Raw genomic sequence first — 16,999 nt, 5'->3', positions numbered from 1 at the left:
TCCCGGTCGCGGGCGCCTACCACCTGTCCATGGCATCCAGTTACAACGCGGTCGGCCGCCCGCCGGTGGTCGCCGTCGCGGACGGCCGCGCGCGGCTACTGGTCCGCCGCGAATCCCTTGCCGACATCAACGGCCGCGACATCGGTCTCTGAGCGGATGGCACGCGGGCCCTTTGAGCCGATGGCACGCGGGCCCGCGACGCCGCCCGCCCCCGTGCCGGCTGTCCTTCCCCCCTGACGGCGAAGTCCTCGCGATGCCGTCCGGATCTCGCGGCAGGCCGCGAACCCGAACGCGCCGCGCCCCGTCAGCCGTGTTCCTTCGTACCGGTTGTCGCCATGGCCGCCCCCGCCTGGTCGGCCAGGGTCACCGCCACCAGTCTCGCCTGCAACGAGGCGGGTTCCGCGCCGGGCGTCGGCGTGAGCATGAACCTGCCGTAGTAGTGGCCGTTGCCGATCGCGCGCAACTCGATCTCCTCCTGCGGCCAGCCCCGCCGCGCCATGTCCCACGTGCGCCGCCCGACGACCACGTCGCCGTCCTGTTCCAGCCGCGGCGGGTGTCCCAGCAGCGTTCCGTACTCGAACCGGCAGCCCTTCAGCCCGAGCAGCCGGGTCAGCTCGCCCCGGACATGGTCGACCACCGCGTCGGGGGAAGTCGTCGACTGCGCCAACTGAGCGGTGTCGTGGATCGTGGCCAGGTGACCCGCGTCGGTGATGGCGACCACCCGCAGCCGTCGGGCCCGCGCCGCCAGCTGCGAGACGAGCAGGCCGACCACCAGGAGCAGCACGGCCGTCTGGACGTCGTCGCCTTTGTCGATGGTGAAACGCTCGTACGGCACGGTGAGGAAGAAGTCGAACCAGACGGCGGCCGAAAGCGCGGCGAGCGCGCCGGCCACTCGGTTCCCGATGGCGGCGACCGCCACGACGACCACGACGAGGATCAGTGCCGTGTTGGTGCTGGTGAGGTCCGTACGGAAGGGCGCCAGCAGCCCGGCGACGGCGGGCGGGCAGACCAGGGCAGCGGCCACGGCCATGCTGTCCCGCAGGGGGAAACCGGACATGCCTGCCTCCTGAGGTCTGTCTTCCACGATGCTCCTTCGCAGCCGGAAGCGGTAGCCGGGCTCCGGCCCGGTGATCGAATGCCGCGGATGGACGGGGCCGGCTTCCAGCCCGTTCCCCTCGGTCGGTGTGAGATACACGCTTTCCGCCTCCTCGGCCCTGGAGGCGCGTCCGGCCTGCGCAGGACGGCGCGCAGCGGTGTGGCACGGCAGGTCACCCCATGTCTTCGGCCTCGTACCCCGATAACTCCCCCTGACCGGCGGCCAGGTGGAACACTCGGCAGCGGAGGTGCACGCGCGTGGAGGTAGTGGAGTTCGCGGCTGGTACGGACAGCCGGGTCTACGTCGAAGTCCCCGACGAGGCAAGTGGCAACGGGGGCAGCGGACTGGCCAGGGCCGGGGCCGGGGACCGGATCGTCCGGGCGGCGGCGGACACCTGGCAGGGTGCCCTGGCCGGCGTACGGTCGGCTGCCGAAGGGGCGTTGGCCCAGTTGCGTGCCATCGACCCGCCGCCCGAGGAGGTGGAGGTGACCTTCGGGGTCACGGTGGACGGGAAGCTCGGCGCGACGTTGGTTTCCGCGGGTACGAACGCGCACCTGAACGTGAAGGTGGTGTGGCGGAATGCCGCCGGGGCGGCGAGCGCGGACACGGGCGGATGACGAGCCGGGCAAGCCGACTCGCGCAACGCCCGTCGTGGCTGGTCCGGTTTCCCCGTGCGCATGGCGACGGTGCGGCGGGCGCCGGCGTGCTCGTCGGGGCCCGGCATGTGGTGACCTGCGCCCATGTACTGGACCAGCAGTCCGGCCGGGAAGGCCATGAACCGGGCCGGAGTCCGGTGGCGCCTGCCGGAGTGGTCGAGGTCGAGTTCCCGTTCGCCGACCGGCCAGGATCCCCGGGCACCCGGATGCGGGCCACGGTGGTGGGCTGGGTGCCGATCGCAGCGGACGACTCCGGCGATGTGGCGCTCTTGGAGCTGGAGTCCGAACTGGATCCCGCATCGGATCAGGAACCGGACCCGGATCGCAAGACGGGCGTCGCGTACACCCCGGCTCCGCTGGCATGTCCTCCCGCACTGAGCGGTCATCCGTTCTCGGTCCACGGCTTCCCCCACGGTGACCCGGCAACGCGGCACGTGACCGGTGTGCTGGGAGGGGCCAGCGGCCGGAACGGCCCATGGGTGCAGCTCGACCCGGAAGGCGCGCAGGGCTGGGCGGTCGAGCTGGGCTTCTCGGGCGCACCGGTCTTCGACCGGAGCGCGGAGGCGGTGGTCGGCATCGTCGTGATGCGCGACGAGCACCGCACCGGACACATGCTGCCCATGTCCTACCTGCGGACGCTCTGGCCCCGGATCCGGGACAACTGCCGCTGGCGGCTGGACCTGGCGGCGAGCTACGGCACGCACTGGCGCCCCCGGGCACGCGGCCTGGAGACCAGTTCCGGCACCGACGAGTGGTTCTTCAGCGGCCGCGCCGAGGCCCGCCGCCTCATCCACGACTGGCTGGCGGGCAAGGACCACGCCGAGTACCCGATCCTGCTGGTGACGGGCGGTCCGGGGAGCGGGAAATCGGCGCTCCTGGCCCATTCCCTCGTCGCGTCCGACCCACTGCTGGGCCGTACCGTACCCACCCCCGGCCCGCACCCCCCGACCGGGGCCTTCGACGTGGCGCTCCATCTGAAGGAGCACAACCGCGCCGAGACGGTGGCCCGGCTCGCCGACGCACTCGGTGTCGCCGCGAACAGTTCCGACGAACTGCTGACCGCGGTGAGTGACTTCCCGCGCGCCAGGCGCGTCACGGTACTGGCGGACGCGGTGGAGGAGGCCACCGGTCCGAAGGAGGCGCTGCGGATCGCGACCCTGCTGCGGCAACTGGCCAACACCGGGCGGGTCCGGGTGTTGGCCGGGGTGCGCACCGCACCCACCGATACCGACCGGGCCCGCATCCTGAGCTACTTCGGCCGCAGCGCGCTCCGCATCGACCTGGAGGACAGCCGCTATCTGCACCGTCCCGACATCGCCAAGTACGTCGAACACCGCCTGACCAGTGAACAGACCGGCTCGGCCCGCTACCACGCGTACGAGCCGGATCAACGGCGCGCCATCGGCGAGGCCGTCGCGCGCAGAGCCGGCTACAACTTCCTGATCGCCCAGCTCACCACCGGCTGGCTGATCGTCCGCAGCAAACGGCATCCCGAATGGGAAGAGCCCGCTCGGGAGGACGAACTGCCCGAGACCGTGGGCGAGGCGCTGGACGCCTACCTCGACGACTGCGGTCCCGACACCAGGACCGTCCGGCGCCTGCTCACCGCTCTTGCCTTCGCCCGGGGCGACGGTCTTCCGCGCAGCGACACCTGGCTGCGCATGGCGAACGCACTCAGCCCCTTCGGCACCGGCTACACGACCGGCACCGGCTACACGGCCCACGATCTGGAGAAGATCTTCGACAGCGCGGCGCACTACCTCGTCGAGCGGGTCAAGGAGGGACCGGGGCCGCACACGTATCGGCTGTACCACGATGCCCTCGACCAGCACCTGCGTGAATGGTGTGTCCACGATGCTCCCGAGCCGGCCATCACGAACTCACTGCTCGACGCCGTTCCCGAGCTCGACGGGCAGCGGAACTGGGCCGCCGCCGACACCTACACACGGGACCACCTCGCCGATCACGCAGCGGTCGCAGGGCAGTTGGACACCCTGATCACCGACGCCGAGTACCTCGTCCATGCCACGCCGCGCAATCTGATCCGGCATCTGTACGACCCCGCGTCCGACTCCGCACGACGCACCGCGGCGATCTATCGCAACTCCGTCAACCTCCACGCGACCGCCGCACCGGCACGGCGCCGCCAGATCCTCGCCCTCGACGCCGCACGGGCAGGCGCCACCTCTCTGCAGCGGCAACTGACCCGCCGGGTAACGGAAAGCAACAACTGGATCCCCCGGTGGGCCACCGGAGGCGGCTTCTCGCCGGCCTTGCGGGACTCCCTCGCCGGGCACACCGATGATGTGTTCGCAGTGGCGTGCACGACCCTCCACGGCACCCCTGTCGCCGTGACCGCCGGAGACGACAAGACGGTGCGGCTGTGGGACCTCGCCGCCGGTACGCCCATCGGCCGGCCCCTCGTCGGGCATTCCAGCCGTGTGGAAGAGGTGGCCTGCACCAGCCTCGACGGCTCGCCCGTCGCCGTCACCATCGGCATGGACCGGACCATTCGCGTATGGGACCTCACCTCGGGAACCGCACTCGGCCACGCCCCCACGAACTCCCGGGCAGCGACCGGCGCGATGGCGTGCACCGTCGTCGACGGCTCGACCATCGCCGTCACCACCGACGCCGCCGGCACCCTCTGGCGCTGGGACCTCGCCTCCGGCACGCCCGTCGGCCGCCCTCTCGCCGACGTCGGACCGGTGGGCGCGGTGGCGTGCACCACCCTGGGCGGTGTACCCGTGGTCGTCACCGCGGGCAGTGCCGAACGCCCGGTACGGGTGTGGGACCTGGCCTCCGGCGCCCCCATCGGCTCGCACCCCGACATCCGCCGCTACGGCGGTCTCATGGCGCTGGCGTGCACCGACCTCGACGGCCGTCGCGTAGCCGTCACCGCCGGCAGCCGGACGGTGGGGGTGTGGGATCTGGCCTCCGGCGCCCGCGTCGGCGGCCCGCTCACCTACAGCTCGGAGGCACCGCTCGAATTCGTGGTCGACGTGGCGTGCGCAAGCCTCGCGGGCGCCCCCGTGGCCGTCACCGTCCACAGCGACGGGGCGGTCCGGATCTGGGATCTCGCTTCCGGCGCCCCCATCGGACAGCCACTCCTCGGGCACACGGATCTGGTGCACGCGGTGGCGTGCACCCGTCTCGACGGGAACCCCGTCGCCGTCACCGTCGGCCGTGATCGCACGGTCCGGCTGTGGGACCTGACCGCAGGAAGCACGGGCGACGCCCCTCGCTCCGGACACACCGGTCAAGTGACCGCGGCGGCGTGCACGAGCCTCGGAGGCCGTCCTGTCGCCGTCACCACGAGCCGGGACGAGTCGGTCCGGCTGTGGGACCTTGCTTCCGGCGCGCCCGTCGGCCGCCCCCTGCTCGGCCACACCGGTGCGGTGTTCGCGGTGGCGTGCACGAGCCTCGGCGGGAAACCCGTCGCCGTCACCGCAGGCGACGACAGGACGCTCCGGCTGTGGGATCTCGCCTCCGGGACCCCCATCGGCCAACCCATCACCGGCCACACCTCCGCGGTGTACGGCGTGGCCTGCACCAGCCTCGGGGGCCGCCCCGTCGCCGTCACCATCGGCCACGACCCCACGGTCTGGGTATGGGATCTCATCTCGCGCACGCTCGTCGTCCGCCTCATCAGCCCCGTCGAATCCCATGTCTTCACGGATCGAACGATCGCGTGCACCAGCGTCGACGGCGTGCCCTTCGTGGTGACGAGCGGACCTCCCGCAATGCGTGTCTGGGACCTGACGTCCAACATCCTGCTCAGCGACGACTCCGACCACACCGGCGATTCGTCACGGGCGGCGTGCACCGTCCTCGACGGGATCCCTGTGGCGGTCACCTCCGACGGCCCCGACACGGCGTACACCTGGAACCTGACCACCGGCAGCCGGATCGGCGACCCCCTCGTCGCACACGCCGGGCACATGCGCGTCGAGGTGTGCGCCGACCTCGGCGGCAGGCCCGTAGTCGTGACGACCGGTGACCGCGAGGCGGTGGGAGTGTGGGACCTGCGCACAGGGGAGCCCGTCGGGCAGGTAGTGGTGAACAGGGTCGATGCCGTGACTCTCGGCGAGGAAGGGCACCTCGTTGTGGGAATGGGCCCTGACATAGCGGTCTTCACCCGGCACCCGCGACGTCCACCACCCGGTTCGAGCCCAGCACCCGATGCCTGAGCCGGCAGGCCATGTCCGCTCCTCCCCTCCACCACCGCCTCCAGACGGGACCCGCACATGAGCGAATCAGCAGATCGAGCACGGGAGTTGGCCCACCACATAGCTCGTCGCCTGGTGGTCGAAGGCCCATCCCGCTGGACCGAGATGGAGGCGGTGTTCGCGATGACCGTCTCGGCCGACTTCGCACGGGTCGTCTTCTTCGACGACGAGAGGTCCCTGCCGGTCGAACCGTCGGCGTCGGTGGTCGCGCTCGTCCGGGAGCACCGTGAACTGTCGGCCCGCATCGACGGTGAGCCATGGTGGCGGATGCTGCTGCGGGTGATCGATTCCGGTGAGATCGCGGTCGACTACGACTTCGGTGACGAGCCGTTTCCAGATGACCAACTGTTCCCGCCCGAGGCGTACTCGGCCGACCTGGACGAGTACCCCCGCGCCTCGCTGCCGGTCTGGCTGGCCGCGTACACCGGCCACGGCGATCGGCAGAGACGCAGCCCCCGGCAGGCCGCCGAGGCCGCACGCGCGGACCGAGCCGACAAGGTCTGGTCGGAGCTCGCCCGGAACGAGTTCCCGGACTTTCCGCAGATGTGGGCCCGGTGGGCGACGATCTCGGCGGCGTTCGTCGCCGTCGGATCGCAGTGGGGTCCCAGGATGCTGCCGGCGCTCGGCTGGTTCGAGGGATCACGGCGCAGCGGCTGCACCCTGTACGCACTGCCCGGTGACCGGGCGGTGCTGTCCGGCGGATTGTGGAACGCGCCGGCCCTGGACGCCGCGTACAACGACGGGGCGGAACTGCCACGCCTGTTCGCGGGTGCGCCGGACTGGGTCGCCGATCCGGTGCTGAACCCGCGCACCGGCACCGGTCTGCTGTCGTTCTGCTACTGGTGGGAAGGAGACCGCTGGTACCGGGGCGAGTCGCCGTCCGCCGAGCAGTGTGCCCAGGCCGTGCCGGGAGTGTGGACCGTCGGCACGGTGTCCGGCATCGTGGCGAAACTCGCCGCGGACCGGCCGGCCGATCAGCATCAGCGCGCCGCGCAGATGCTGGTCTCGGTCGCGGAGCAGGGAGTCGTCACCCGGGACGCGCTCGCGCATGTCTTCGGTGACGACGGCCGTTGCGACATCGACAGTGCCCTGTACCAGTTCTCGGTCGCCGGCCTGACGAACGCGATGCCGCCGCAGGAGCTGCCCCAGGAGCAGGCCATCCTCCGGGTGCGGCAGTACATCGAGACCCAGGACTGGGACATCACCGGTTATCCGCTGTCCGAGCTGGTGGCCGACCGGTTCAGCATCGGCTGGATGGTCTACGTGCCCGTGCCCCGCGGTGAAATGGCGATCGGCCGTGCAATCTTCTACGTCGACGACGACGGCGTGCTGGAGCAGTCCTCCTCGTCGACAGCGCCGTCGGTGTTCATCGCCGCTTTCGAGCAGCGTTTCCGGAAGCGTCACACCCCGGCGATCCTGGGTCCGGGCTCGGGGAGCATCGGCAGCTGACCCGGGATGTCGTTCCATCCGCACTGCCCTGCTCCCTGATCACTGGTTTTCCCCGGCCTGGCGAGCGCCGTCACGGCCGGAAGGCGCCGAAGCCGCCGCTGAAGCGCCCGCGGGGCGCCCGGACGGAGATTCCGTCCGGGCGCCCCGCGTACGCGGTGATCAGTGGCGCAGGTCGAGACGGTGCACGCCGCCGTCGATGGTGCCGACGTAGAGCGTGCGGCCGTCCGGACTCGCGGCCAGTTTGGTGGTGTCGGTGTTCTGCAGGCCGGTGGAGATGTTGTGCCAGCTCAGACCGCGGTCGGTGCTGCGCAGTACGCCGCGGCCGCCTTGCAGCAGGCCGCTGGCCCCGGAGCTGGTGGTGGCCGCGTACAACGTGTCTTTCACCCGGAGCAGGTCGGAGACATGGATCGCGAGAGCACCGGTGTCCGCGGTGCGGAAGGTCCGGCCGCCGTCGGTACTGACGCGGACGCTCTCGCCGCCGATGACGAGACGCCGTCCGTCGAGGTCGATCGCGGTCACCGGGCCGTCGGCGACCTTGGTGACGGTCACCCCACCGTCGTCCGAACGGTAGAGACCGTCGGTGTTGCCGAGCCACAGGCGCAGCGGATTTGCCGGATCGCCCACGATGGTGCCGAAGGAGCGGTCGTGGTAGAGGTTCTTCCACGTCGCGCCACCGTCGCTGGTGGCGAACAGCCCCTCGCCCAGAAGGCTCCGGAAGCCGACCATCACCCGGTTCGGGTCGGCGGGGTGGACCAGCAGCGCCGTCGGCACCTCCGCCGAACTGCCCCTCTTCTCCCAGGTGGCACCGCCGTCCCCGCTGCGCTCGACGGTGAACGCGCCGAACGCGGTGCGCCGGACCTTCCAGACCACCTTCGGATCCTTGGCCGACACGGCGAGTTGCGGGACGCCGACGCCCCTCCTGCCCTCGCCGCCCGACCGGCCCCACTCCGGGTTCGCAACGGGAAGGGCGGTGCGGAAGACCGCGCTGTCGGTGGCGGCGAGCAGATGGCCGTCGCTGACCGCGAGATCGTTGACGGTCAGTCCCTGGACGCCGATCCGCCGGTACCCGGTGCCGTCCGCGGCACCCCGGTAGAGACCGTCCTGCTCACTTGAGACGGTGACGGAACCGTCGGCCCAGCGGTCGTAGTCCACCGGGACCGCCGCGCGCGACGGCCCGGCGACCTCGGTCCACGTGTGCCCGTGGTCGCGGCTGAGACGGCCGCTGCCGGACAGCGTGCTCAGGTACAGGTCGTCACCCGAGACGGTCAGGCGCAGGCCGCCCTCCGTCATGGGCAGCAAGGTGGTCCAGGTCTCCCCGCCGTCATGGGAACCGACGACGCCCCGGCCCGTGACGTACACCGCCACGACCGAGGAGTCGGCGGCCGGCCCGCCGACGGTCCCGCCGGACGGGGCGAAGAGCAGGCGTGCGTCGCCGGGGTCGCCCGAGCCGATGCCGGAGCGGGCCCAGACGCCGTGATACGTCGTCATGTAGAGGGTGTCACCGGTGATGACGGCGGCGGTGACGGCGCCGGTGACACCGGTCGGATACGTCGTCCAGTGGTCGCCCGCGTCCGTGCTGACCAGCAGGGCGTCCGAGGTGACCGCGACCAGGGTGCGGGTCCGTTCATCGGCGGCGAGCGCCGCGATGCGGGTGTCCGGGACGTCGAGTGTGCGCCAGGTACGGCCGTTGTCATCGGTGCGCAGGACGGCGCCCCGGCGACTGCCGTCGTGGACGCTGTTCACCGCGTACCACCAGCGGTCGGGATTCCTCGCGTCCACCACGAGCGGCCCCGTGCCGTCCGCGACCGGCAGCCGGCCCAACTGGCGCCAGGAGGCGCCGTTGTCGGTGGTCAGCCAGGGAGCGGCCTTCTGGTACTGGGTGAGGACGGCCTGCTTCGGCCGGCTCGACGAGAGGGCGACGGCACCGGCCTCGCTGTTGGGGCCGGCCGGCTGCCAGCGGTCCCCGCGGCTGTCGACCGGGGTGACCTCGAAGGCGCCGGCGCCGGTGAGCCGCTGTCCGGTGCCTGCGGTGCCGCGTACCGAGACCCGGTAGGCACCGGCCACGCCGCCGGTCACCTCGGCCCGGTAGTAGCCGTTGGCCGGATCGAGGGTGGAGGCGTACTGGACGGCCTTGCCGCGCGGCGGGGTGACGGTGACGACCGGCGGTGCGGCCAGCCGGGTCGGCGCGGCGATGTGCACGGTCGAGTGACCGTCGCTCGGGTCGGGCGCGGCCTGCACGGCCAGATGCCGGACGGCGAGCAGATAGGGCACCCCGATCGCCGGTCCCCGGTCGGGAGTCGCCGTGAGGCGGCCGCTGATCCCGGTGTCGGCAGCGGGCCGGGCGACGCGCAGCGAGAGCGTGACGGTCGCGGTCCTCCCGGGCGGTACGGTGACCCGCTTCGGCGAGACGGTGGCCGGACCGTCGGTCCGCAGCGAGGTCGTGACCGGGCGCTTGCCGGAGTTCCGCAGCGTCACCTTCGCGGTGCCGCCGACGTGACGCCGGGACAGATCGGCGAGCCCGAACGACACCGAAGCCGGTGAGGCGCTGACCGTGGCGGAGGCGGCCGCGGCCACATCGAGTCTGCCCGAGCCCTGCGTCGTGGGCCCGGTGCCGCTCAGCGGCTTCGCGGTGCCGATCAGTTCGGCCTTGATCTCGGCGGGCGTCCGGCCGGGGTGCAGCTGGCGCAGCAGGGCCGCGGCACCGGCGACGTGCGGGGCCGCCATCGACGTGCCCGACATGCGGTACTGGCCGGGCCCGTACAGCGACTTGGGCATGGTGGAGCGGATCTCCACGCCCGGTGCGACCAGATCGGGCTTCAGACCGAAGCCCTGGGAGGGACCGCGTGAGGAGAACGAGGCGATCCGGTCGGTGGTGTCGGTGCCGCGCAGCGTCACGGACACCTTCCCGGCGGCGAGCCGGGCGCTCAACTCCGTGTACTGGGTCGAGTCGATGCCCATGACCACCAGGCGGTCCATGCGCAGCGAGTCGCCGGAGGCGTCGATCCGCGCGGGCGATGCCGGCGCCTGGGCCACTCCCGGCTCGGGGTTCACCTCCGGCGGCCGGACCTCTCCCGGTGCTCCGGCGGCGAACACCGGGCCGTCGTTGGAGGGCAGCCCGGCCAGCACGGCGATCGCGCCACGCTTCTCCGCCTCCTGCGCCCACTCCACGGCGCTCGCCGTCAGGTACCGGGCGTCGGCGGCGACGAGCAGCTGCGCCCGCACGATCTTTCCGCGTACGTCGCCGACCCGCTTCCAGTCCTCGGCGGTGCCCTCGCCGACGTCGACGAGCGGCGCCGTGACGGGCCGCTCCGGCGGGTTCGCGGACAGGATCCCGCGGTAACTCTGGATCAACTCGGGCTTCCGGCCCGCCAGATAGGCGCTGGGCAGCCGCAGATTGCTCGTCGACGCGCCGACCGAGACCACACCGTCGGCCGTGCCGGGACTGTTGACCGTACCCGCGCCCGGTCCGTCGTTGCCGGCCGCGGCAACCACGACCACACCGGCTCGTACGGCCGCGGTCGCGGCGCGGCCCAACGGGTCGGTTCCGTCGCCGGGGCCGCCGAGGCTCATGTTGATGACATCGGCGCGGTGCGGGTTGGCCGGATCGGAGGCCGCCTCGATCCCGGCGATGATGTCCGAGGTGTAGCCGGAGCCGTCGGCGTCCATCACCTTGTAGGCCAGCAGATTCGCGCCGGGGGCCACGCCGGTGACGCCGCCCTTCCCGGCGGCCCTGCCCGCGACGATGCCGGCGACGTGGGTGCCGTGGCCGTTGTCGTCCATCGGGTCCTCGTCGCCGTTGACGAAGTCGTGCCCGCCGACGACCTTGTGGCCCTTGCCGAGTCCGCCACCCAGGTCGGGGTGGGTGTAGTCCACCCCGCTGTCCAGGATCGCGACGGTGGTCCCCCTGCCGGTGACGTGCCTTCCGGCGGGGTCCTTGCGCTGCCAGACGCCGGGTGCGCCGATCAGCGGGACGCTCGCGTCCGTCTTCGTCAGCACCCGGGTGTCGGGGCGGACCGCGGTGACGCCCGGCAGCGAGGACAGCCGCCCCACTTCGGACGCGGGCACCGTCATCGCCACGGCATCGATGAGCAGGCCCAGTTTGCGGGTCGCCGAGGGGTGCAGCCCGGCGTGCCTCGCCGAGCCGAGGAAGGTCTCCTGCCGGGCGTCGAGCGCGCGGCGGGCGGCGCCGACGCCGCGGGCGGCCTCGGCGGACAGCAGCGATCCACCGGGCGCGGCGGTGACCGCGGGGTTCCCGGACAGTTCGACGAGCACTCGTTGCGACGGGTCGGGGGCGGACGCGTCGGCGGCGGCCGGTGTCGCCGCCAACGTGCCGGCGAGAACAACGGCGGCGAGAGCGGCATGACGCGATCTTCGTGACTTCATTGCCATGCGTAAAGGTCCTAGTGGTGAGGGCACTTGCCGCACAACTGATCTTCGTGGCCCATTGCTGCCGCTGGCACGAGTGGGCCACGATCCGTTCATGACTCCCGAGACGTCGCAACTCACCGCGGCAGGCATCGATCCGTTCGACGAGAGCGTCTACCGCGCCGTCCTGACCCGGCGGACGGCGGCGCCCGCCGAACTCACCGCGGACCTCGGCTGTTCGGCCGAGCGCGTCGCCAGGGCCCTGGACCGGCTCCGCGACCACGGGCTGGTCGGCCGACTCGCGGGCGCCCGCCGCCGGTACGCCGCGATCGAGCCGGGGGCCGCCGTCGAGGCCCTGGTGCGGGCCAGGAGCAATGAGCTGGAGAGGGTCCGTTCGGCGGCCGGCGAACTGTCCCGGCTGTTCGCCGCCGCGCGCACCGGCGCCACCGACGAGGACGAGGTGGAGATCACCACCGGCAGCGAGGCACTCGGCCGCTGGTTCGTCCGCCTTCAGCAGGAGGCCCACGAGGACGTGATGACCCTGGACCGGCCGCCGTACGCCCTGACCACCTCCAACCCGGTGGAGGCGACGGCGCTCGGCCGCGGCGTACGGTACCGCGCGGTCTACGCCCCCGAGGCCCTGGAATGGCCGGGCGTCCTCGACGACATCCGCGAGCTGGTCCGGCACGGCGAACAGGCCCGTGTCCTGCCCGGACTCGGCATCAAACTCGCCATCGCCGACCGCAGGCTCGCCCTGATGCCGCTCTCCCTCGACCTCGACGACGTCCGTGCCGCGGTGATCCGCCCGTCCACCCTGCTGGACGCCCTCACCGGCTACTGGGAGATGTGCTGGAAGCAGGCCGTGCCCCTCAACGCCCCCGCGGAGGACCCCCTCGGCGAGGAGGACCGACTCGTACTCACCCTCCTGGTCAGCGGCCTCAAGGACGAGGCGATAGCCCGTCAGCTCGGCTGGTCCGTCCGCACCATGCGCCGTCGCATCAGCCGCCTGCACGACCTCCTCGGCGCCGCCAACCGTTTCCAGGCCGGCGTGATCGCGGCCCGCCGCGGCTGGCTGTGAACCCTCGTGCCGGGCGTGGTGCGAGCGGATGTGGTTTCGGTGCGCCCTCCGTGCCTGCACAATGCGGTGTGTGATTGATGAAGATCCGTACCTGTGGCTGGAAGACATCGAGGGCGGGGCCGCGCTCGAATGGGTGGCCGAGCAGAACGCCGAGACGGCGGCGGCACTGGCCGCCGACGCCGGATTCGCCTCCCTGAAGGAGAGCCTGAGGGAGGTCCTGGACGCGTCGGACCGTATCCCCTACACCGTCCGTCGCGGAGCGTTCCTCTACAACTTCTGGCGGGACGCCGGGCACGCGCGTGGTGTGTGGCGGCGTACGACGCTGGAGCAGTACCGCAAGGATTCTCCTGAGTGGGAGGTCCTTCTCGACGTCGACGCGCTCGCCGCGGCGGAGGACGAGAAGTGGGTGTGGGCGGGGGCGCGGGTGCGCCGGCCCGATCACGACCGGGCGCTGGTGTGCCTGTCGCGCGACGGTGGTGATGCCGTCGTGGTCCGTGAGTACGACCTCGCCACCCGGGCCTTCGTCGACGGTGGGTTCCAGGTGGCGGAGGCGAAGACGCGGATCGGGTGGACCGACACCGACACCGTCTTCATCGGAACGGACTTCGGGCCGGGCTCACTGACCGAAGCCGGCTATCCGCGCACGGTCCGCAAGTGGCGGCGCGGCACGCCGCTGGAGGAAGCCACTCAGGTCTTCGAGGCCGGGACGGGAGATGTGGCGGCCTGGGCCTGGCACGACACCACACCCGGCTTCGAGCGGGACTTCGTCGCCCGGTGGCTGGACTTCTTCCGCAGCGAGATGTTCCTGCTGACCCCGGACGACACGCTCGTCAGGATCGACGTTCCCGAAGACGCCAGTGCCTACGCCCATCGCCGGCATCTGATCGTCACCCTGAAGTCCGACTGGCTCGGACAGCCGGCGGGCTCCCTGCTGGCGTTCGACTTCGACGCCTTCCTCGCGGGCGACCGCACGGCGGAGGTGCTGTTCACCCCGGACGAGCGGACGGCTCTGTCCGGGCACCGCTGGACCCGTCACCATCTGATCCTGGAGACGATGCACGACGTCAGCACCCGCATCGAGGTCCTCGCTCCCACTCCGGAAGGCGGATGGGCACGCAGCCCGCTCGCGGACGTCCCGGCGCTGTCCGCCGTCACGGTCGTGGACACGGACCCGGACGTCTCCGACGAGTACTTCCTGGACGTGTCGGGGTTCTTGCAGCCGTCCACCCTCCACCACGGGCGGATCGGCGCCGACTCGGAGATCCTCAAGCAGGCTCCGGCCCGCTTCGACACGACTGGTCTGGCGGTCGCGCAGTACTTCGCGACCTCCCCGGACGGTACGCGGGTGCCGTACTTCGTGATCGGCCCCGCCCATTCCGCCGACGGCCCTGGCCCCGCCCTGCTTTACGGCTACGGCGGCTTCGAGGTCTCCCTCACCCCCTCCTACGACGCCGTGACGGGCCGGGCGTGGCTGGAGCGCGGCGGCACCTACGTGATCGCGAACATCCGAGGCGGCGGTGAGTACGGACCGGAATGGCACCAGGCCGCGCTCGGCGCGGACCGGCCGCGAGCCTACGAGGACTTCGCGGCCGTCGCCGAGGACCTCGTGGCGCGGGGCATCACCACCCCGGCCATGCTGGGCGCCACGGGGGGAAGCAACGGTGGCCTGCTCATGGGCGCGATGCTCAGCCGCTACCCGCACCTGTTCGGCGCGATCGTCGTGCAGGTACCGCTGCTGGACATGCTCCGCTTCCACAAGCTCCTCGCAGGCGCGTCCTGGATGGCCGAATACGGCAACCCGGACACCGAAGCCGATCGCCCCCACCTCCGTGCAATCTCCCCCTACCACCAGTTCACCGCGGACCGGGTCTACCCGCCGGTTCTGCTGACCACCTCCACCCGTGACGACCGCGTCCACCCCGGCCATGCCCGCAAGGCGGCCGCACGGCTGCGCGAGCTCGGTCACCCGGTCCTCTTCCACGAGAACACCGGCGGTGGCCACGCGGGCGCCAGTGACAACGAACAGTCCGCCCACAACGAGGCCCTGGTGCACACCTTCCTGTGGCAGCACCTCGCACCACCGGTGCGGCCGGCCACGGGCTGACCGGACGGGACTCGTCCTCCAGCCGATCTGCCGGACGGCGCCGCTCCTTCAGGTCAGGACGACCGGGTTGCTGAGCGCCGCCATGCGCCCGTCGGGATGGCGCACCTCGACACGGACGAAGGCCGACTCCTCCGTACCGATGCGCCACTCCACGGCGCCCGATCCCGACCCGGGCAACGACGCGTGGTGTGCCCTTCCCCGCTCGGTGTGAAAGCTGACCGTGCCCGAGGGCACACCACGTACGTCCACCCTCACCTCGGCCGGTACGTCACCCACCCTCAGCCGCTCACCGACTCCGGCGCTCCGGTCACCGGCCGAGACCGTGAACGACAGGTCGACAGCGGCCGATTCGGCGATCCAGCTCCGGCCGGTCCGGATTCCGGCGAGGATCGCGTCGGTGCCCAGTTCCTCGGCCAGCACGACGGTGTGCGGGATCCCGATCTGGTCCGCCAGATGTGTGTCGCTGTTGCCCATCGCCGGACGCCAGTGTCCCTGGTGGATGTCCGCGGCCAGGCCGCGCCCCCACTCGGCCAGGGCTGCCTCGTTGTCGGCATTCCACGGCACGTCCGAGCTCCACTGTCCGTTCCACACCTCGACCGCGTCGAAGCCCTGGTACGGGTACATGAACGTGCCCGAGGCGTACGGTGCGTGCGGATGGGCCGCCACGCACAGTCCACCGGCTCGATGGACCTCGTCCAGATGGCGGCCGACCCGATCGTCCCGCAGACCGTACCGCCAGTCGACCACCTGTCCGGGGCCGATACCCAGCGCGAGCCAGTGCCCGGTCCGGGTAGTGACCTCTTCACCGAGGATCACCAGCAGATCGTCGCCGACGTGCCGGTTCCAGGCACCGTGCGCCCCGGAGGTGTTGTGTTCGGTGGTCGCCAGGAAATCCAGCCCCGCCGCACGGGCACCGGCCGCGAGTTGCTCCGGCGTCAGGCTCCCGTCCGAGTGCACCGAATGCACGTGACAGTCACCTCGGTACCAACCGCGCCCCCGGCCCGCCACGCGCGTGGGCGGAAATTCCGACTCCGGCATGTGTTCCCCCCTACTGGTTCGAAGCGTGCTCGCCACTCCCAGCCTGCCACCCCGGCCTCGGGATCAGGTCGATCACCGGAAACCTTCGTATCCCATTCGTGGCGGTGCACGGGCCCATGTCAGCCCGCATCGAGGCTGTGACAGGAACCTGCGTTGCCGCAGTACATCCATTTGGCATACAAAAAAGTCTTGCCTGGTCCCACATCGCCCCGCAGTCTCCCGCCCCCGCACCCCAACCGGGTGGTGGGCGCTGTGCGTTCTGGGTCCGGCCCAGCCGATGATTCTGCTGGACAGCACGATCGTGAACGTGGCCGGGAGCGGTGAAAGCACTTCGCGCGGTTACGCCGCGGTCGGTGCGCCGGGGACGCGGCGGCTGCCGCCGTTGTGCTCCTGCCACAGCCGGTACACATCCACGGCGGCGTCGCGCGGCTCGTGGCGCATGGGCAGTCGTCGTTCGGTGTAGTCCTTGGCGAACTCGCCGTAGAACGTGTCGAGTTCGAAGTACTTGCGGTCGTCCACATAGTGCGGCTCGTAGGCCTCGCGGGTGGTGAGGAAGACGACCTCGTCGGGGGAGCAGTAGTACAGCGACCCCAGGCACATCGGGCAGGGGTGGGCGAGCACGTAGATGGTCGCGCCGACCAGGTGCTCCGTGCCGAGCTTCCGGCAGGCCTCCCGGATGGCGAGGATCTCGGCATGGGCGGTGGGATCGTTGGTCTGGGCCACCCTGTTGGGGCTCTCGGCGAGGATCTCGCCGTCCTTGACGATGACGGTGGCGAAGGGGCGTCCCCCCTCTTCCACGTTCTTGCGGGCGATGTCGATGGTGCGCTGGGCGAAGTCCATGGGGGTCCTCCGGTGCGGGGCGGTGGGTGTGGGGCGGGCGGGTGGCCCGGGGCGGGACGGACGCGGGAGCCCGGCGGTCTCTGGCCCCCCCCCTTCTCTTCCCCTCCGGGTTAGAAAGGACTGTGTGGGGGGGCCTTGCTCTCT

General features: G+C 71.5%; 9 protein-coding genes and 1 pseudogene. 6 read left to right on the top strand and 4 right to left on the bottom strand.

The genetic code is table 11. The features are described from left to right. Nucleotides 1-152: pseudogene (locus tag ACFVX4_RS33045) on the top strand (diaminopimelate decarboxylase); the annotation flags it as partial. Nucleotides 153-304: 152 nt separating this feature from the next. Here the strand turns inward: ACFVX4_RS33045 and ACFVX4_RS33040 are convergent. Next, nucleotides 305-1,057 (bottom strand): DUF4118 domain-containing protein, encoded by a 753-nt coding sequence (locus ACFVX4_RS33040; RefSeq protein WP_389984495.1) that lies wholly within the window; start codon nt 1,055-1,057, stop codon nt 305-307. 296 nt (nt 1,058-1,353) lie between these two features. Here ACFVX4_RS33040 and ACFVX4_RS33035 point away from each other — a divergent pair, with 296 nt between their 5' ends. The 3 genes from ACFVX4_RS33035 to ACFVX4_RS33025 are packed head-to-tail and all read left to right on the top strand — an operon-like array spanning nt 1,354 to nt 7,430. Continuing rightward, nucleotides 1,354-1,713 (top strand): CU044_2847 family protein, encoded by a 360-nt coding sequence (locus ACFVX4_RS33035; RefSeq protein ID WP_389984491.1) that lies wholly within the window; start codon nt 1,354-1,356, stop codon nt 1,711-1,713. Continuing rightward, the gene (locus ACFVX4_RS33030) at nt 1,710-5,942 is read left to right on the top strand and encodes a trypsin-like peptidase domain-containing protein (protein WP_389984488.1); all 4,233 of its coding nucleotides are present in this window, start codon (nt 1,710-1,712) and stop codon (nt 5,940-5,942) included. The genes ACFVX4_RS33035 and ACFVX4_RS33030 overlap by 4 nt, the downstream gene beginning before the upstream one ends. 57 nt (nt 5,943-5,999) lie before the next feature. Beyond that, entirely contained in the window at nt 6,000-7,430 is a 1,431-nt protein-coding gene (locus tag ACFVX4_RS33025; RefSeq protein ID WP_389984485.1) for a hypothetical protein, read from the top strand. A 159-nt stretch (nt 7,431-7,589) separates the two neighbouring features. Here the strand turns inward: ACFVX4_RS33025 and ACFVX4_RS33020 are convergent, their stop codons facing one another. After that, entirely contained in the window at nt 7,590-11,819 is a 4,230-nt protein-coding gene (locus tag ACFVX4_RS33020) for a S8 family serine peptidase (RefSeq protein ID WP_389984482.1), read from the bottom strand. 91 nt (nt 11,820-11,910) lie between these two features. Here ACFVX4_RS33020 and ACFVX4_RS33015 point away from each other — a divergent pair, with 91 nt between their 5' ends. Together ACFVX4_RS33015 and ACFVX4_RS33010 are read left to right on the top strand one after the other, a co-directional pair. Further along, nucleotides 11,911-12,873, top strand: a complete 963-nt coding sequence (locus ACFVX4_RS33015) for a helix-turn-helix domain-containing protein (RefSeq protein WP_385330127.1) — start codon at nt 11,911-11,913, stop codon at nt 12,871-12,873. Between the two features lie 61 nt (nt 12,874-12,934). After that, entirely contained in the window at nt 12,935-14,977 is a 2,043-nt protein-coding gene (locus tag ACFVX4_RS33010) for a prolyl oligopeptidase family protein (protein WP_389984479.1), read from the top strand. Nucleotides 14,978-15,025: 48 nt separating this feature from the next. Here ACFVX4_RS33010 and ACFVX4_RS33005 read toward each other — a convergent pair whose 3' ends face one another. Together ACFVX4_RS33005 and ACFVX4_RS33000 are read right to left on the bottom strand one after the other, a co-directional pair. Further along, nucleotides 15,026-16,015 (bottom strand): CehA/McbA family metallohydrolase, encoded by a 990-nt coding sequence (locus ACFVX4_RS33005; protein ID WP_389984476.1) that lies wholly within the window; start codon nt 16,013-16,015, stop codon nt 15,026-15,028. 339 nt (nt 16,016-16,354) lie between these two features. Beyond that, a complete protein-coding gene (locus ACFVX4_RS33000) occupies nt 16,355-16,855 on the bottom strand; it encodes a nucleoside deaminase (RefSeq protein WP_389984473.1) in 501 nt (166 codons plus the stop codon). Between the last annotated feature and the right edge of the window lie 144 nt (nt 16,856-16,999).

Source organism: Streptomyces sp. NPDC058240 (genome assembly GCF_042882135.1).
Lineage (GTDB): Bacteria > Actinomycetota > Actinomycetes > Streptomycetales > Streptomycetaceae > Streptomyces.
This window is presented reverse-complemented; position numbering and strand designations above follow the sequence as displayed.